At 69.5% G+C, this 17827-nt stretch carries 16 protein-coding genes; 13 read left to right on the forward strand and 3 right to left on the reverse strand.

The window, feature by feature from the left end; all coding sequences use genetic code 11:
- Nucleotides 1–36: 36 nt before the first annotated feature.
- Nucleotides 37–480 carry an SRPBCC family protein gene (locus ABT025_RS29250; protein WP_351000858.1) on the reverse strand — a complete coding sequence of 148 codons (444 nt, stop codon included), beginning with the start codon at nucleotides 478–480 and terminating at the stop codon, nucleotides 37–39.
- 149 nt (nucleotides 481–629) lie between these two features.
- Between ABT025_RS29250 and ABT025_RS29255 the strand changes: the two genes are divergently transcribed.
- The 3 genes from ABT025_RS29255 to ABT025_RS29265 all read left to right on the forward strand — a co-directional run bounded on the left by ABT025_RS29255 (nucleotide 630) and on the right by ABT025_RS29265 (nucleotide 4009).
- Nucleotides 630–1679 (forward strand): Rv2578c family radical SAM protein, encoded by a 1050-nt coding sequence (locus ABT025_RS29255; protein ID WP_351000861.1) that lies wholly within the window; start codon nucleotides 630–632, stop codon nucleotides 1677–1679.
- A gap of 127 nt (nucleotides 1680–1806) precedes the next feature.
- The gene (locus ABT025_RS29260; RefSeq protein ID WP_351000864.1) at nucleotides 1807–3399 is read left to right on the forward strand and encodes an alpha/beta hydrolase; all 1593 of its coding nucleotides are present in this window, start codon (nucleotides 1807–1809) and stop codon (nucleotides 3397–3399) included.
- 46 nt (nucleotides 3400–3445) lie between these two features.
- Nucleotides 3446–4009: a GNAT family N-acetyltransferase gene (locus tag ABT025_RS29265; RefSeq protein WP_351000866.1), complete on the forward strand. Its 564-nt coding sequence runs from the start codon at nucleotides 3446–3448 to the stop codon at nucleotides 4007–4009.
- Here ABT025_RS29265 and ABT025_RS29270 read toward each other — a convergent pair.
- On the reverse strand, nucleotides 3987–4559 hold the full coding sequence (locus ABT025_RS29270) for an adenylosuccinate lyase (RefSeq protein WP_351000869.1): 573 nt from the start codon (nucleotides 4557–4559) through the stop codon (nucleotides 3987–3989). The genes ABT025_RS29265 and ABT025_RS29270 overlap by 23 nt on opposite strands.
- A 363-nt stretch (nucleotides 4560–4922) precedes the next feature.
- On the opposite strand from ABT025_RS29270, the gene ABT025_RS29275 reads away from it, so the two are divergent.
- Both ABT025_RS29275 and ABT025_RS29280 read left to right on the forward strand, forming a co-directional pair.
- The gene (locus ABT025_RS29275; RefSeq protein ID WP_351000871.1) at nucleotides 4923–6704 is read left to right on the forward strand and encodes a 3-hydroxyacyl-CoA dehydrogenase family protein; all 1782 of its coding nucleotides are present in this window, start codon (nucleotides 4923–4925) and stop codon (nucleotides 6702–6704) included.
- Nucleotides 6705–6834: 130 nt separating this feature from the next.
- Nucleotides 6835–7650, forward strand: a complete 816-nt coding sequence (locus tag ABT025_RS29280) for a TetR family transcriptional regulator (protein ID WP_351000874.1) — start codon at nucleotides 6835–6837, stop codon at nucleotides 7648–7650.
- A 40-nt stretch (nucleotides 7651–7690) separates the two neighbouring features.
- On the opposite strand, the gene ABT025_RS29285 is transcribed toward ABT025_RS29280, so the two are convergent.
- A complete protein-coding gene (locus tag ABT025_RS29285; protein ID WP_351000877.1) occupies nucleotides 7691–8425 on the reverse strand; it encodes a restriction endonuclease in 735 nt (244 codons plus the stop codon).
- 183 nt (nucleotides 8426–8608) lie between these two features.
- Here ABT025_RS29285 and ABT025_RS29290 point away from each other — a divergent pair, with 183 nt between their 5' ends.
- From ABT025_RS29290 to pssA, 8 genes are all read left to right on the forward strand, one after another.
- Nucleotides 8609–9406, forward strand: a complete 798-nt coding sequence (locus ABT025_RS29290) for a GNAT family N-acetyltransferase (protein WP_351000879.1) — start codon at nucleotides 8609–8611, stop codon at nucleotides 9404–9406.
- Nucleotides 9407–9774: 368 nt separating this feature from the next.
- Complete coding sequence (ccrA, locus tag ABT025_RS29295; RefSeq protein WP_351000882.1) at nucleotides 9775–11112, forward strand: crotonyl-CoA carboxylase/reductase; 1338 nt, start codon at nucleotides 9775–9777, stop codon at nucleotides 11110–11112.
- Between the two features lies 1 nt (nucleotide 11113).
- Entirely contained in the window at nucleotides 11114–13126 is a 2013-nt protein-coding gene (locus ABT025_RS29300) for an ethylmalonyl-CoA mutase (RefSeq protein WP_351000885.1), read from the forward strand.
- Nucleotides 13123–14148 (forward strand): HpcH/HpaI aldolase/citrate lyase family protein, encoded by a 1026-nt coding sequence (locus ABT025_RS29305; RefSeq protein WP_502972056.1) that lies wholly within the window; start codon nucleotides 13123–13125, stop codon nucleotides 14146–14148. The genes ABT025_RS29300 and ABT025_RS29305 overlap by 4 nt, the downstream gene beginning before the upstream one ends.
- A 2-nt stretch (nucleotides 14149–14150) precedes the next feature.
- Entirely contained in the window at nucleotides 14151–14678 is a 528-nt protein-coding gene (locus tag ABT025_RS29310) for a MaoC family dehydratase (protein WP_351000887.1), read from the forward strand.
- 2 nt (nucleotides 14679–14680) lie between these two features.
- Nucleotides 14681–15886 (forward strand): acyl-CoA dehydrogenase family protein, encoded by a 1206-nt coding sequence (locus tag ABT025_RS29315; RefSeq protein ID WP_351000890.1) that lies wholly within the window; start codon nucleotides 14681–14683, stop codon nucleotides 15884–15886.
- 181 nt (nucleotides 15887–16067) lie between these two features.
- Nucleotides 16068–16715, forward strand: coding sequence for a phosphatidylserine decarboxylase (locus ABT025_RS29320; protein WP_326656564.1), 648 nt, complete (start codon nucleotides 16068–16070; stop codon nucleotides 16713–16715).
- A 22-nt stretch (nucleotides 16716–16737) separates the two neighbouring features.
- On the forward strand, nucleotides 16738–17556 hold the full coding sequence (gene pssA, locus ABT025_RS29325) for a CDP-diacylglycerol--serine O-phosphatidyltransferase (RefSeq protein ID WP_351000912.1): 819 nt from the start codon (nucleotides 16738–16740) through the stop codon (nucleotides 17554–17556).
- Nucleotides 17557–17827 lie beyond the last annotated feature (271 nt).

Below are 17827 nucleotides of genomic sequence, written 5' to 3' on the forward strand. Positions count from 1 at the left end.
ACCCGAACCGGTGAGGCCGGACAGTTCGGCCGGAGGCTACTTCTCCACCTCGGCGGCGAGGTTCTGCAGAAGTTCGTCGTAGATGCGCCCAAGTCCCTTGGGCGCAAAGGTCTTCTCGAAGAATCCTCCGACGCCGCCCGCCCCGTTCCACACAGTGGAGACGACGACCCTGGACTTGCCCTCACCGGCCGGGGTGACGGTCCAGGTCGTGACCATCGAGGAGTTGCGGTCCTTCTCCACGAGCTGTCCGTCGGTGGGCTCGGTGACCTCCAGCAGGCAGTCGCGCACCCGCTTGCTGGTGGCCTGGAGCTTCCAGTGGACGAGGGTGCCCTCGCCGTCGCCGCCCTCCCGGATCTCGTACTCGCTGAAGTGGCCGGGCAGCACCTTGCCACGGACGTCCTTGTAGTCGGCCAGCGCGTCGAACACCGCCTCCGCGTCCGCCGCGATGATCCGCTCTGTCGTGGCCTCGACCTGCGCCATGGCTGTTCCTCCAGCACTCGGTTGTTCGGGGGTGTGCTGAGCCAACCACCTCGGCAGCCCGGCTCAAAATCCGGTCCGGGACGAAGGGGAGAAAACGATCAAGGGAACAAGTGTTCTATTCTCGGGTCAGTGCTACCGAGGAGGCGTCCATGCGCTGGGACAATCTGGCCGATAACCCCGCCACAACCACCAAAACGGGTACCGGCGCGCTCTTCGCCGCGGACGCGGTGACGACTCGCACCTTCGACACCCCGGAGTTCAGAGGCATCACCTTCCACGAAATACGGGCCCGCTCGATCGTGAACCGAGTGCCCGGCGCGTCCCGGATGCCGTTCGAGTGGACCGTCAATCCGTACCGCGGCTGTTCACATGCCTGCGTCTACTGCTTCGCGCGCAAGACCCACAGCTATCTGGACCTCGACACCGGGCTCGGCTTCGACTCGCAGATCGTGGTCAAGATCAACGCCCCGGAACTGGTGCGCCGCGAGCTCGCCTCGCGGCGCTGGCACGGCGCGCACATCGCGATGGGCACCAACGTCGACTGCTACCAGCGGGCGGAGGGCCGCTACCGGCTCATGCCCGGCATCCTCACGGCCCTGCGCGACCACGCGAACCCGTTCTCCATCCTCACCAAGGGCACGCTGATCCTGCGCGACCTGGAGCTGCTGCGGCAGGCCGCCGAGGTCACCGAGGTCGGTGTCTCGGTGTCCGTCGGATTCGTCGACCCCGAACTGTGGCGGACCGTGGAGCCCGGCACACCCTCCCCCGAGCGGCGCCTCGACGTCGTCCGCACCCTCAGCGAGCACGGCATCGGCTGCGGGGTGCTGATGGCGCCCGTCATCCCGTACCTCGGCGACCGGCCGGACCAGCTGCGGGCGACGGTCCGCGCCGTCGCAGCCGCCGGCGCGACCTCGGTGACCCCGCTCGTCCTCCATCTGCGCCCGGGCGCCCGGGAGTGGTTCATGGAGTGGCTCGGCCGCCACCATCCGCATCTGGTGCGGCGGTACGAGCGGCTGTACGCGGACGGCTCCTACGCGCCCACCTGGTACCAGCGCCGCATCACCCGGTACGTGCACGAGCTGGCGACCGAGTACGGCATCGGCCCCTCGCACCACGGAACACCCCGCGGCTTCCCCGAGCGCGCCGAGCCGCAGACCCCGCCGCCCGCCTCCGAGCCCACCCAGCTGACCCTGCTCTGACGCGCCGCGCCTGCGGGGGCAAACGGGTCATCTCTCACCGGAACAGGTCCTTCCGGCTCCGAATACGGGGAGCATGCGGCGGGGGCTGCGCCGCGCGCAGCCGTGTTCCCCCACCACGGGAGGCCATATGACGAACCGTTCAGGAATTCTGTTCGCCGTCGGGGCGACGGTCGCCGGTCTGGTGACCGCCGCGCCGGCCCCGGCGAGCGCCGACAGCGGCGCGCAGCGTGCCGCGTCGGTCAAATGGACCGGCTGCGGCACCCAGTCGTACCCGACGTTGCAGTGCGCCTCGGTGCACGCTCCGCTCGACCATGACGACCCGTCGGGCCGCAAGGTCACCCTCGCCCTGTCGCGGATCCCGCACACGGCGAAGACGTTCCAGGGTCCGCTGCTGGTCAATCCGGGCGGTCCCGGCGGCAGTGGTCTGTCGATGGCCGGTTTCGTCGCCGGCTCGCTGCCGAAGGCGGTGGCCGCCCAGTACGACGTGATCGGGTTCGACCCGCGTGGCGTCGGCAGGAGCAGGCCGGCTCTGGACTGCGTACCGAAGTACTTCGACCCGGTGCGTCCCGACCCGGTACCGGGCTCTGTCCAGGACGAGCGGACCAACCGCAACCGCGCCCGCGACTTCGCGGCCGCCTGCGGAGAGAAGTACCCGGACCTGCTTCCGTACATGGACACGGTGAGCGCGGCCAAGGACCTCGACGTGATCCGGGCCGCGACCGGCTCGCGACAGCTCAACTACCTCGGCTACTCCTACGGCACCTACCTGGGCGCGGTGTACGCGAAGCTGTTCCCGGACCGCGTCCGGCGCCTGGTCCTCGACTCGAACGTGGACCCGGACGGGGTCTGGTACGACGACAACCTCGCCCAGGACTACGCGTTCGACACCCGCCACAAGGCGTTCGCCGCCTGGGTCGCGAAGTACGACGGCACGTACGGGCTCGGCACCGACCCGGCGAAGGTCGAAGCGGCCTGGTACCGGATGCGGGACGCGGTCAAGAAGCATCCCGCGGGCAAGAAGGTCGGTGCGGGCGAGCTGGACGACACCTTCCTGCCGGGCGGTTACTACAACGGCTACTGGCCGACGCTGGCCGGCGCGTTCGCCGCCTATGTGAACGACAAGGACGAGAAGGCCCTGGTCAAGGCGTACGAGCGCTTCGGCGCGGTCGACGCGGAGGGCGACAACGGGTACTCGGTCTACTCGGCCGTGCAGTGCCGCGACGCGCAGTGGCCGGGCGACTGGAACGTCTGGCGCAGCGACAGCCAACGGATCCACGCCAAGGCGCCGTTCATGACCTGGGGCAACACCTGGTACAACGCCCCGTGCGCCGACTGGCCGGTGGAGCCGCTGAATCCGGTGCGGATCTCCAATCACCGGCTGCCGCCGGTGCTGCTCTTCCAGGCAACGGACGACGCGGCCACGCCGTACGAGGGCGGGGTCACCCTGCACCGCAAGCTCAAGGGTTCCAGCCTGGTCGTCGAGGAGGGCGGCGGCAACCACGGCGTCACACTGAGCGGCAACGACTGCCTGGACCGGTACCTGGCGGACTATCTGGCCAAGGGCACGGTGCCCCGCGGCAAGGGCGCAGACGCGGACGCGGTCTGCGCGAAGACGCCCGATCCGAAGCCGGCGACGGCCAAGTCCGCGCGGCCCGCGGCCCGTACGGAGGCGGACGGCCGGGGCAGCGCACTGCACGGGCTGCTCGGTTTCCGGGGCTGACGAAAGTACGTTGCCGCAGTTCGGGGGCGTGCGCGAGGATGACGGGATGACCGCGCGCCCCGCTCCGGCACACGCCCCCGACCCGCTGATCCGGGACATGACCGTCGACGACTGCGAAGCGGTCGCGACGGTCCGGGTCCGCGGCTGGCAGAGCGCGTACGCCGGCCTGATGCCGCAGGCGCACCTGGACGCGATGGACATCGCCGAGGACGCGGAGCGCCGTCGCGGCTTCTTCGCCGCGGACGACGCGGTCGTCAACCTGGTGGCCGAGCGGGCGGGCCTCGGTGTCGTCGGCTGGGCCGCGTACGGGCCGTACCGCGAGAACGGAAAGCGGCTCGCGCGCGGCGAGCTGTACGCGATCTACGTGGCTCCGGAGCAGACCGGGACGGGGGCCGGCCGGGCCCTCATGGCGGAGGTCCTCGCGCGCGCCGCCGCGGCCGGTCACCCCGACCTCGCGCTCTGGGTGCTGGCCGGGAACGCGCCCGCCCGTCGCTTCTACGAGCGTGCGGGCTTTCACGCCGACGGCGCCGAGGAACCCTTCGAAGTGGACGGTGTTCCGGTCCCCGAGGTGCGTTACGTGCGCCCGCTCAGCCCGCCGGGAGCCGGCTGAGAGCTTCCTCGGCCGCGTCACCGAGACGAGGGTGCGGCAGGGCGGCCTCCAGGACCGGGCGGGCCTGCGCGTCGCCCAGCCGCCCCAGGCCCTCCACGCAGGCCAGCGCCACCCGCCAGTGCGGCTCGTCCGGCCCCAGCAGCCGGGACAGGGTGCTCATCAGCGCGGGTACGGACTCGGGGGCCCGCAGTTCGGTGAGCAGGCGGACCGGGTGGAGGGCGTAGGCGGTGCGCAGGTCGTTGGTGGCGAGTGCCGCGGCGGCACGGGGTGTGCGGGGGTCGCCCAGGCGGGCCAGGGCGTGGGCGGCTGCGACGCAGCGCTCCGGGTCGCGGTGGTTGAGCAGCAGCACCAGGGGCTCGAAGGCGCGGCGGTCACCGCCGCAGCCGAGCCGGAACGCGGCGATCTCGCGTGCCCACAAAGGGCGTTCGTGCTCGATGAGCACCCGGGCCAGTTCCTCGTGGTCATCGGTGGCGATCAGTCTGCGGTAGGCCGCCGACTCTCCCGCCTCGTCCGCCAGCCGGTGCGTCAGTGACCGGAACTCCTCGTCCATGACCGTCAGCTTATCGGCGGCGACACAGCGTGCCGACGGGTGTGAGGGGGGCCACAACGATCGGGGGCTGGCGCGCTCATTACCCGTCGGTTAACCTCATGTGAGCGGGACACTCCCCCGCCGGCTCCGGTGGCCTGGTGACGCAGCCACCCGGAGTGATTGTCGGTTCGGCAGCTTTGCGAGACGTGACTCCGGGACAGAGTCCGTCGCCCCTTCCCGGTCCCGGCGGGCACTTCACGCCCGGGACCCGAGCACCACGACAGGCAGTTCCCGCACGCCATGCGCCGGTCGGGCCCTTCGCCCCTCTCATCGGCAGCGCGCTCCGTGCGTCCCCCAGTCGTCACTCATCCCTGGAGTCCCGTGATGGACACCCATCTCAGCACCATCGCCGTCGTCGGCCTCGGCACCATGGGCACCGGCATCGCCGAGGTCCTGGCCCGCGCCGGCCGCGAGGTCATCGGTATCGACATCAGTGACGCGGCCGCCCGCCAGGCCGTCGCCTCCCTCGAGGCCTCCACCGCCCGCGCCGTGCAGCGCGAACGGATCACCGAGGAGGAGCGGCGCAACATCCTCGCCCGGTTCCGCACCTTCTCCGATCTCCAGGCCGCGGCGGACGCCGAGCTGGTCATCGAGGTCGTGCCCGAGACGTACGAGATCAAGCAGCAGGTCTTCCGGGAGCTCGACGCGGTCGTCTCACCCACCGCGATCCTCGCCACCGGCACCAACGCCCTGTCGGTGACCCGGCTCGCCGCGGAGTCGCAGCGCCCCGAGCGCGTGCTCGGCCTGCACTTCTTCAACCCGGCACCGGCGATGAAGCTGGTCGAGGTGGTCTCCTCGGTGCTGACCGCGCCGCCGGCCGTCGAGGCCGTCACCGCGCTCGCCCGGGAGCTGGGCAAGGAGCCGGTCGCGGTCGGCGACCGGCCGGGCTTCGTCGCCGACGGCCTGCTGTTCGGCTATCTCAACCAGGCCGCCGCGATGTACGAGGCGAACTACGCCTCCCGCGAGGACATCGACGCGGCGATGAAGCTGGGCTGCGGTCTGCCGATGGGCCCGCTCGCCCTGCTGGACCTGATCGGCATCGACACCGCCCGTACCGTCCTCGAGGCGATGTACTCCGCCTCGCACGACCGGCTGCACGCCCCGGCGCCCGTCCTCGGCCAGCTCAGCGCGGCCGGGCTGACCGGCCGCAAGACGGGCCGCGGCTTCTACACGTATGCGGAGCCGGGCAGCCAGACGGTGGTCCCGGACGCACAGACCCCGGCACAGGACGGCGGGGCGGGTGCGGGCCGCACGGTGCGTTCCGTCGGTGTCGCGGGTTCCGGGACGATGGCTTCGGGGATCGCGGAGGTCTTCGCGAAGGCCGGTTACGACGTGGTGCTCGCCGCCCGCAGCCAGGAGAAGGCGGACACCGCCAAGGGCCGGATCGCCAAGTCGCTGGAGCGGTCGGTCACCAAGGGGCGGCTGACGGCCGGAGCCCGGGACGAGACCCTGGCCCGGATCACCGCGGCGGGCTCGCTGGACTCCTTCGACGGGGTGGACCTGGCCGTCGAGGCCGTCGCCGAGGACCTGGTGGTCAAGCAGCAGCTGTTCGCCACGCTGGACAAGGTGTGCAAGCCGGGCGCGGTGCTCGCCACCACCACCTCCTCGCTGCCCGTGGTGTCGATCGCCCGGGCCACCTCCCGGCCCGAGGACGTCATCGGAATGCACTTCTTCAACCCCGCCCCGGCGATGAAGCTGGTCGAGGTCGTCCGTACGGTGCTCACCGCCGACGATGTGCACGCCACGGTCCGCGAGGTCTGCGGAAAGGTGCGCAAGCACCCGGTGGACTGCGGGGACCGGGCCGGGTTCATCGTGAACGCGCTGCTGTTCCCTTACCTCAACAACGCGATCAAGATGGTCGAGGAGCACTACGCGACCCTCGACGACATCGACGCCGCGATGAAGCTGGGCGGCGGCTACCCGATGGGGCCCTTCGAGCTCCTGGACGTCGTCGGCCTCGACGTCTCGCTCGCCATCGAGAAGGTGCTGCACGGCGAGTTCCGCGACCCGGGCCTCGCGCCGGCGCCGCTCCTGGAGCATCTGGTGGCCGCGGGCTGCCTCGGCCGCAAGACGGGGCGCGGCTTCCGCGAATATGCCCGCCGCTGAGAGGTCCCGGCCCGGAAGGCCCGATACGGGGCCTTCCGGGCCGGGAGCCGGCTGGGGCGGGCTGCTCGGCCCTTCGGGCGGCCCGCCCCCACAGGCGCACCCTCCTGCACCGATGCAGTACGTTCACACCATGTCCCAGCCCGCCAGGTCCCCCCGTGTGTCCGCCACGCCCGACGTCCCGGAAAGTGCCGCAGGCACCCGCGCCGCCGCACAACGGCTCAAAATGCGCCGTGAACTGGCCGCCGCGGCGATGGAGCTCTTCGCCACGAAGGGATACGAGGCGACGACCGTCGACGAGATCGCGGGCGCCGCGGGCGTCGCCCGGCGGACCTTCTTCCGGCACTTCCGGTCCAAGGACGAGGCGATCTTCCCGGACCACGACGACACCCTCGTCCGGGCCGAGGCGGTCCTCAACGCCGCCCCCGCGCACGAGCACCCGCTCGACACCGTCTGCCGGGGCATCAAGGAAGTCATGCGGATGTACGCGGCGAAGCCCGCGGTCTCCGTGGCCCGGTACAAGCTGACCCGCGAGGTACCCACGCTGCGGCAGGCCGAGATCGCCTCGGTGGCCCGCTACGAGCGGCTGTTCACCCGCTATCTGCTGGGCCACTTCGACGAGCGCGACCACCTTGCGGGCAACGACGATCCGCTGCTGGCGGAGGTCGCGGCGTCGGCCGTCGTCACCGCGCACAACCACGTGCTGCGCCGCTGGCTGCGCGCGGACGGCCAGGGCGACGTGGAGGCGCAACTGGACCAGGCGTTCGCCATCGTCCGTGACACGTTCGGGACGGGGATCGGCGCGGGCCGGACCGCGGGCAGCGAGCCGGCGAAGCCGCCGTCCGCGTCGGTGAGCACGGAGGGCGAGGTCCTGGTGGCCGTGGCGCGGACGGACGCGCCGCTGGACGAAGTCATGCGCACGATCCAGCAGGCGCTCAAGGAGCGCTGAGCGGGACCGCCCGTTCTCGGCCGCCCGGCCCTGGAGGCCTTCAGAGCCCCTCGTCGGCCTGCCATGGCGGCGGCGCGGAGCCCTCGCTCCAGCCCGCGAGCGCCTCGCCGTCCAGGCACAGGATCCCGCATTGCTCCGCGTAGTCCAGGGCGGGACCTGTGTAAGCGCTGGTGGTGACGCAGACGGCGATCTCCGCCTCGTGCACGGCGTAGCAGGTTCCGCCGAATCGCTGGAGGTCCTGGGAACCGACTTTGGTGGCGGGGCCGTAGCACTTGCACTGGACGACCAGGCGCCGCCCGTCCGGGGCAGTCGCGATCACGTCCGCCCCCAGGTCACCCGCTCCGCCCACGACCTGCACGTCGGAGCAGCCGTCCCGCTCGCAGAGCGCGGCGATCGCGTCCTCGAAACCGTCGGCGTCCAGGGCGGCGTAGTCCGCGGCCTCACCCTCCGGCTCCACCGGCTCCGGTTCTGCCAGGACGACCGTGCGGGCGATGTCGCGGTGGGGGTGGCCCGACGGCTCGGGGGCCGGGCCACGGAGCTCCTGAGGCGGCTCGAAGAGCTCGCGCGCGGCCTCGGAGAGCGGGCCGGGCCCCCCGTGCGGGCGGCGGCGCGGCCCGCGAAGGTACAGGATCAGGACGCCCGCCGCGCAGAGCGCCGCGACCGGCACCCCGGCGGCCGGATGCCGGCACATGCCCTCCCACACGGTGCGCACCATCAGCCATCCACCGCAGATGAGCAGAGCAATGGCGCCGAACCCGAAAGCGGTCCTGCGCACACTGAAGACCTTCCGGCGCCCCTCGAAACCCCGTTCCCGCACCGGTGCCGTCATCCCCGCCGCCCCGCTCGTCCGGATATGAGTCTTCCAAGATCATTCATCTCTGCCGTCTGCCCGGGCCCGGCGGATTCAACGGCGCTAAATGCGGTTGCCGGCACCTCGGCCCGGTGCTGTGGTGTGCGGATGACCCGAAATCAGGACCACCACCCTCTGCTGGCCGCCTTCGACCGCGAGATGCGTGAACACGCCCGCCCCGGCGGCCCCGGCGTCCGCGTCGAGCGCACCGCCGACGTCGTACGGCAGGTGGGTGGGGAGGACGACTGGAACGGGGTCGTATGGTCGTCGCCCGATCTGGACGCGACCAGGGCCGACGCCGCGATCGCCGCGCAGGTGGCCCACTGGACCGAGCTCGGGTACGGGGAGTTCGAGTGGAAGCTGTACGCGCACGACCGGCCGGCCGACCTCGGGGCGCGGCTGCTGGCGGCCGGCTTCGAGCCGGAGGAGCCGGAGACCCTGCTCGTCGCACCTGTCGCGGACCAGCCCACGGCCGTCCGGCTCCCGGACGGCGTCCACCTGCGCACGGTGCGTGACGAGGCCGATGTCGATCTGATGGCGCGGGCCCATGAGCAGGCGTTCGGCTCGGACTCGTCCCGGCTGCGGCATCAGCTGCTGGCACAGCTGAAGGAGGACCACTTCGTCGGGGTGCTGGCCATGGCGGGCGACGAGCCGGTGAGCTCGGCGCGGATGGAGCTGTACGCGGGCACCGGCTTCGCCGGACTGTGGGGCGGCGGCACGGTCGAGGCGTGGCGCGGCAGGGGCGTCTACCGGGCGCTGATCGCCTTCCGGGCGGGCATCGCCGCCGAGCGCGGCTACCGGTACCTCCAGGTCGACGCCACGGAGGACAGCCGCCCGATCCTCCAGCGCCTCGGGTTCACGGCCCTGAGCACGACGACGCCTTACGTCTACCGTCCCGCCTCCTGACCCGACCGGTACCACCAGGACCGGGCGCAAGGCGGCAAAACGCCCCCCGTGTTGCTCATGCGTGGCACCCGGATGACAATTGAGGGAAATTACTGGCACCCAGTGCCTTGCCAGCTGTCACGGAGTGCCATACGTTGAAGTCGTCCGGGCGGCCGGCGTGCTGAGACCTCACGTACGCCGGCTGTCCCCGCAAGCCACGTGCCTGCGCGCCCGGACGCCTGCGTCACAGGCAAACCCTTCTGCTCCACAGAGCAAGCAGCCGAAGCACCATCCGCCGAACCGACGGCACACCTCCACGCAACACCGCTCCCCCTGCTTCGCAGGACCCTCAAGCGTTCCCTCAAACGCCGCACCGCCGGAGGCACACCGTGAAGGAAATCCTGGACGCGATCCAGTCCGAGGACAGCACCGCCGCAGACTTCGCGGCCCTGTCCATTCCCGAGTCGTACCGCGCGGTGACCGTGCACAAGGACGAGGCCGAGATGTTCGCCGGCGTCGCCAGCCGCGACAAGGACCCCCGCAAGTCCCTCCATGTCGAGGACGTTCCGGTGCCCGAGCTCGGTCCGGGCGAGGCACTGGTGGCGGTCATGGCCAGCTCGGTCAACTACAACTCCGTGTGGACGTCGATCTTCGAGCCGGTCTCGACCTTCGGCTTCCTGGAGCGCTACGGAAAGCTCAGCGACCTCAGCAAGCGCCACGACCTCCCGTACCACGTCATCGGCTCCGACCTGGCAGGCGTCGTCCTGCGCACCGGCCCGGGCGTCAACGCCTGGAAGCCCGGCGACGAGGTCGTCGCGCACTGCCTCTCGGTGGAACTGGAGTCCTCGGACGGCCACAACGACACGATGCTCGACCCCGAGCAGCGCATCTGGGGCTTCGAGACCAACTTCGGCGGGCTGGCAGAGATCGCACTCGTCAAGTCCAACCAGCTGATGCCGAAGCCGGACCACCTCAGCTGGGAGGAGGCGGCGGCTCCGGGGCTGGTCAACTCCACCGCGTACCGCCAGCTCGTCTCCCGCAACGGCGCCGGTATGAAGCAGGGCGACAACGTCCTCATCTGGGGCGCGAGCGGCGGACTCGGCTCCTACGCCACGCAGTTCGCCCTGGCGGGCGGCGCCAACCCGATCTGTGTCGTCTCCAGTGACCAGAAGGCGGAGATCTGCCGGAAGATGGGCGCCGATGCGATCATCGACCGCAACGCCGAGGGCTACAAGTTCTGGAAGGACGAGCACAACCAGGACCCGCGCGAGTGGAAGCGCTTCGGCAAGCGCATCCGCGAACTGACCGGCGGCGAGGACGTGGACATCGTCTTCGAGCACCCGGGCCGCGAGACCTTCGGAGCGAGTGTGTACGTGACCCGCAAGGGCGGCACGATCGTCACCTGCGCCTCGACCTCGGGCTACAACCACGAGTACGACAACCGCTACCTGTGGATGTCGCTCAAGAAGATCGTCGGCTCGCACTTCGCCAACTACCGCGAGGCCTGGGAGGCCAACCGGCTGGTCGCCAAGGGGAAGATCCACCCGACGCTGTCGAAGGTCTACTCCCTGGAGGACACCGGCCAGGCCGCGTACGACGTGCACCGCAACCTCCACCAGGGCAAGGTCGGCGTCCTGGCACTGGCACCCACCGAGGGCCTGGGCGTGCGCGACAAGGAGCTGCGCGAGCAGCACATCGACGCCATCAACCGATTCAGGAACATCTGACATGACCGGCCGTCAGAAGGACCGCCCGTGGCTCATGCGGACGTACGCCGGTCATTCGACCGCCGAGGCGTCCAACGAGCTCTACCGGCGCAACCTCGCCAAGGGCCAGACCGGTCTGTCGGTCGCCTTCGACCTTCCGACCCAGACCGGTTACGACCCCGACCACGTCCTCGCCCGCGGCGAGGTCGGCCGGGTCGGCGTGCCCGTCTCGCACCTCGGCGACATGCGCCGGCTGTTCCAGGACATCCCCCTGGAACAGATGAACACCTCGATGACGATCAACGCCACCGCCATGTGGCTGCTGGCGCTGTACCAGGTCGTCGCCGAGGAGCAGGGCGCCGACGCGGACAAGCTCCAGGGCACCACGCAGAACGACATCGTCAAGGAGTACCTCTCGCGCGGGACGCACGTCTTCCCGCCGGGACCCTCGCTGCGGCTGACCACCGACATGATCACGTACACGGTCAACCGCATCCCGAAGTGGAACCCGATCAACATCTGCAGCTACCACCTGCAGGAGGCGGGAGCCACCCCGGTCCAGGAGATCGCGTACGCCATGTCCACGGCCATCGCCGTGCTCGACGCGGTCCGCGACTCCGGGCAGGTGCCCGAGGAGAAGTTCGGCGACGTGGTCGCACGGATCTCCTTCTTCGTGAACGCGGGCGTCCGCTTCATCGAGGAGATGTGCAAGATGCGCGCCTTCGGCCGCATCTGGGACCGGGTCACCCGCGAGCGCTACGGCATCGAGGACGCCAAGCAGCGCCGTTTCCGCTACGGCGTACAGGTCAACTCGCTCGGTCTGACCGAGGCTCAGCCGGAGAACAACGTCCAGCGCATCGTGCTGGAGATGCTGGCCGTCACCCTCTCCAAGGACGCCCGCGCCCGCGCCGTGCAGCTGCCCGCCTGGAACGAGGCACTGGGGCTTCCCCGTCCCTGGGACCAGCAGTGGTCGCTGCGCATCCAGCAGGTCCTCGCCCATGAGAGCGATCTGCTGGAGTACGAGGACATCTTCGCCGGCTCGCACGTCATCGAGGCCAAGGTGGACGAGCTGGTCACCGACTCGCTGGCCGAGATGGACCGGATCGAGCAGATGGGCGGCGCCATGGCGGCCGTCGAGTCCGGCTATCTGAAGTCCGAACTGGTCTCCTCGCACGCCGCCCGGCGCGCCCGGATCGAGGGCGGCGAGGAGAAGATCGTCGGCGTCAACATCTACGGGACGACCGAACCCAACCCGCTCACCGCCGACCTCGACGGCGCGATCATGACGGTCGACCCGGCCAACGAGGCCAAGGTCGTCGCCGCGCTCCACGAGTGGCGCGACAACCGCGACGAGCCCCGTGCCACCGAGGCGCTCGCCGCCCTGAAGAAGGCCGCGGCGGGGACCGAGAACATGATGGAGGCGACCGTCGAGTGCGCCCGCGCGGGCGTGACCACCGGCGAGTGGTCCTGGGCCCTGCGCGACGTCTTCGGCGAGTTCCGCGCACCGACGGGTGTGTCGTCCGCCCCGGTCGCGGTGACCGCGGAGGCGGGCACCCCGCTCGCCCTCGTACGCGAGAAGGTCGCCCGGACCGCCGGGGACCTGGGCGCGGGCCGGCTGCGGCTGCTCGTCGGCAAGCCCGGTCTGGACGGGCACTCCAACGGCGCCGAGCAGATCGCCGTGCGCGCGCGTGACGCCGGTTTCGAGGTCGTCTACCAGGGCATCCGCCTCACGCCCGGACAGATCGTCTCGGCAGCCGTCGCCGAGGACGTGCACTGCGTCGGCCTGTCGATCCTGTCCGGCTCGCACGCCGAGCTGGTGCCGGACGTGCTGAACCGGCTGCGTCGCACCGGCGCCGGCGACATCCCGGTGATCGCCGGCGGGATCATTCCCCCCGCGGACGCCGAGGCCCTGATCAAGGCCGGTGTCGCCGCCGTATTCACCCCGAAGGACTTCGGCATCACGGAGATCATCGGCCGTATCGTCGACGAGATCCGGAAAGCGAACAAGCTCGACCCTCTGGAGGTCCCCGCATGACCACGCCCAGCCCGTCGCCCGCCACCACCCCGATTCCGGGCGGCTCCGCCGCGCACTCCTCGTCTGCCGTGAACCGGCTGCGTCCCCGTCGTTCGTGTCTGGCTGTGCCCGGCTCGAACCCGCGGTTCCTGGAGAAGGCCCAGGGCCTCCCGGCGGACCAGGTCTTCCTCGACCTGGAGGACGCCTGCGCGCCGCTCGCCAAGGAGGGCGCCCGTCATCACATCGTCGACGCGCTGAACAACGGCGACTGGACGGGCAAGACCCGGGTCGTGCGGGTCAACGACTGGACGACGCACTGGACGTACCGCGACGTCATCACGGTCGTCGAGGGCGCGGGCCCCAACCTCGACTGCATCATGCTGCCGAAGGTCCAGGACGCCCAGCAGGTCGTCGCGCTGGACCTGCTGCTCACCCAGATCGAGAAGACGATGGGCTTCGAGGTCGGGAAGATCGGCATCGAGGCGCAGATCGAGAACGCCAAGGGCCTCGTCAACATCGACGACATCGCCGCGGCCTCGCCCCGCCTGGAGACCCTGATCTTCGGCCCGGCCGACTTCATGGCGTCGATCAACATGAAGACCCTGGTCGTCGGCCAGCAGCCGCCCGGCTACGGCGCGGACGCCTACCACTACATCCTGATGCGCATCCTGATGGCGGCCCGTACGCACGATCTCCAGGCGATCGACGGCCCGTTCCTCCAGATCCGCGACGTGGACGCGTACCGCGAGGTCGCCGGCCGTGCCGCCGCACTCGGCTTCGACGGCAAGTGGGTGCTGCACCCCGGTCAGGTCGACGCGGCCAACGAGGTGTTCTCCCCCTCGCAGGAGGACTACGACCACGCCGAGCTCATCCTCGACGCCTACGACTGGTGCACCTCCGAGGAGGGCGGCAAGAAGGGCTCCGCGATGCTCGGCGACGAGATGATCGACGAGGCCAGCCGCAAGATGGCCCTGGTCATCGCGGGCAAGGGCCGCGCCGCCGGCATGCAGCGCACCTCCAAGTTCGAAGCTCCGGAGGCCTGATCATGCAGTTCGGACGCACGTACGAGGAATTCGAGGTCGGTGCGGTCTACAAGCACTGGCCCGGAAAGACCGTCACCGAATACGACGACCACCTCTTCTGCCTGCTGACCATGAATCACCATCCGCTGCACATGGACAGCAACTACGCCGAGAAGACGACCGACTTCGGCAAGAACGTCGTGGTCGGCAACTACATCTACTCGCTGCTGCTCGGCATGTCGGTCCCGGACGTCTCCGGAAAGGCCATCGCCAACCTGGAGGTCGAGTCGCTGAAGCACGTGGCGCCGACCTTCCACGGCGACACGATCTACGGCGAGACCACCGTCCTGGACAAGACGCCGTCGAAGTCCAAGAGCGACCGCGGCATCGTTTATGTGGAGACCAAGGGCTACAAGCAGGACGGCACGCTCGTCTGCGTGTTCCGCCGCAAGGTCATGGTCCCGACCGAGACGTACATCAAGGAGCGGGGCGGCGAGCAGCCCGGCCGCCCGGAGCCGAAGCAGCCTTCGCAGAAGAACGTGGAGAAGTAGCCATGACGCGACTCGCCCAGACGGCCGGACTCGACGACGTCCAGCAGGAAATCCTCTCCACGGTCCGGGATTTCGTCGACAAGGAGATCATTCCGGTCGCGACCCAGCTGGAGCACCGCGACGAGTACCCGACCGAGATCGTCGAGGGGCTCAAGGAGCTCGGCCTGTTCGGACTGATGATTCCCGAGGAGTACGGGGGTCTGGGTGAGTCGCTTCTCACATACGCGCTGTGCGTGGAGGAAATCGCCCGCGGCTGGATGAGCGTGTCGGGGATCATCAACACGCACTTCATCGTGGCGTACATGCTCAAGCAGCACGGCACGCAGGAGCAGAAGGACACCTTCCTGCCCCGGATGGCGCTGGGCGAGGTCCGTGGCGCGTTCTCGATGTCCGAGCCGGCGCTGGGCTCCGACGTCTCGGCGATCAGCTCCAAGGGTGTCAAGGACGGCGAGGAGTACGTCCTCAACGGCCAGAAGATGTGGCTGACGAACGGCGGCACGTCCTCGCTCGTCGCCGTCCTGTGCCGGAGTGACGAAGGCCACCCCGAGGGCACGCCGCCTCACAAGTCGATGACGACCTTCCTGGTGGAGAAGGAGCCCGGATTCGGCGAGGTCAGGCCCGGCCTCACCATCCCGGGAAAGATCGACAAGATGGGCTACAAGGGCGTCGACACCACCGAGCTCATCATGGACGGACTACGCATTCCGGCCAATCGTGTACTGGGCGGCACCACCGGCCGAGGGTTTTACCAAATGATGGACGGCGTGGAGGTCGGCCGCGTGAACGTGGCTGCGCGTGGCTGCGGCGTCGCACAGCGTGCATTCGAACTGGGCGTTTCCTACGCGCAGCAGCGCCACACCTTCGGAAAGCCGATCGCCCAGCACCAGGCGATCCAGTTCAAGCTGGCCGAAATGGCCACCAAGGTCGAGGCCGCGCATGCAATGATGGTAAACGCAGCGCGCAAAAAGGACTCCGGGGAGCGGAACGACCTGGAGGCAGGGATGGCGAAGTACCTCGCCTCCGAGTACTGCAAGGAAGTCGTCGAGGACGCCTTCCGTATCCACGGCGGCTACGGCTTCTCCAAGGAGTACGAGATCGAGCGCCTCTACCGTGAGGCTCCGATGCTGCTGATCGGTGAAGGTACCGCCGAGATCCAGAAAATGATCATCGGGCGCCGACTCCTCGAGGAGTACCGCATCCAGGGTTGATTGTCCCATTCGAGGCGATTTAGCCGCGAACAAGATCACACCCTGTCATCCTCATCCGGTGCCTTCCAGACGTCCGACTCGGCTGCTGGCTTGCCCAGTTGCGGTCCGCAACCGATAACATCGCCGGAAAAGCCGCCGTCCCCCGTTGCCAGCGCGGCATCATCCGCTACGAAGGTCATCCATGCCCGACAGCCATACCTCTGCACCACGCGGCGGGGTCCGCCTTGCACGCGGAGCTTCGCCGTGGCTCCTGCCGACCGTCGCCACCGCCGCACTCAGCCTGACCCGGGCCCGCAGGTCCGGGCGCTGGGCGGCCGTGGCCGTGCCCACCACCGCGCTCGCGGCGGGCATGCTGTGGTTCTTCCGCGACCCCGAGCGCGAGATCACCCAGGGGCGCGTCATCTCACCGGCCGACGGCGTGGTGCAGAGCATCATGCCGTGGAAGGACGGGCGTACCCGCGTCGCGATCTTCATGAGCCCGCTGAACGTCCACGTCAATCGCGCACCCCTGGCGGGCACGGTGACGTCGGTCGAGCACATCCCCGGTGGGTTCGTCCCTGCGTTCAACAAGGAGAGCGAGAACAACGAGCGCGTTGTCTGGCACTTCGACACCGAGCTCGGCGACATCGAGATGGTGCAGATCGCGGGCGCGGTCGCCCGTCGCATCGTCCCCTACATCCCGCAGGGCACGAAGGTGGAGCAGGGCGAGCGCATCGGCCTGATCCGGTTCGGGTCCCGGGTCGACATCTACCTTCCGGAAGGTATCGATGTCGCGGTCGAGGTCGGCCAGGCCACCACCGCGGGGGTGACTCGAATTGACCGTGATTGATCCTGATACACAGGCCGGCTGGGTGCCGGAGGCCGAGGTGGAGGACGACGCCGAGGACATGCCGCTCTCTATGCGGCTGTCGATAGCGGACACCCTCACTCTCGGTAACGCCACGTGCGGATTCATGGCGGTGTACTTCACCACCACGGGGATCCTCATCCCGCACCTCACGGGCAGCGACGAGAGCGGCATGGCGCGGCACTCCGCGGCCACCGCCGTGATCCTCATGCTCATGGCCGCCATCTTCGACCTCTTCGACGGCCTCGTGGCCCGCAAGCTGCGTTCCTCGCCGATGGGTGCCGAGCTGGACAACCTCTCGGACCTGGTCAGCTTCGGGCTCGCCCCGGCGTACTTCGTCCTGGTCTACGGCATGGTCGCGGACGACGCACACCAGCGGGTCTCGGCGCTCGCGGCGATCGTGGTGCTGTTGGCGGTGGTGCTCAGGCTTGCGAGATTCTCCTGTGTGACCCTGAAGGACGGCATGTTCCAGGGCATGCCGAGCCCCTTCGGAGCGCTCACGGTCATTTCGATCGTGCTCCTGGAGCTGCCCTTCGTGCCGACGCTGCTCGCGATCGTCGGAGTGGCGTGGCTCATGGTCAGCCGGGTCGAGTACCCGAAGCCGCGGGGTGTCCTCGCGGTGGCGATGCTCGGCTGGATCGTGGCCGCCATGGGGCTCCTGGCAGCCTGGGCGTTCGACGCCCCCGGTGGTCAGCTGCTGCTGCAGACCGGCTGCGCCCTCCAGGTGGTCCTGGGTGCGGTCATCCCGCTCTTCGCGACCGCCCGCCGGGTGAACACCTTCCGTGACAACCGGCGCGAGGCACGAGCGGCTCAGCTGCCGTAATCCGCACATCATGCAAAAGGGCCCGGATGCTCCCCAGCATCCGGGCCCTTTTGCATGCCCTGGCGGCGGGACCGGATGGCGGGCTTCCGGTCGCCCCGCACAGGGCATCCTCCGAGAACCGGTGTCGGGCCTCAACAGAAAAGGCGTAGGGAAATACGCTCTCACGCCGTGCACACGAATGGCACACGGCACATCATAAATGACACATGATAAATGACCGTCCACGGTCGGCGAGCTGTGACGCGTCTTCTTCGGGACTTCGGACACCGCA

Source organism: Streptomyces sp. NPDC002809, from assembly GCF_040295435.1.
In the GTDB taxonomy this organism is placed as follows: Bacteria; Actinomycetota; Actinomycetes; order Streptomycetales; family Streptomycetaceae; genus Streptomyces.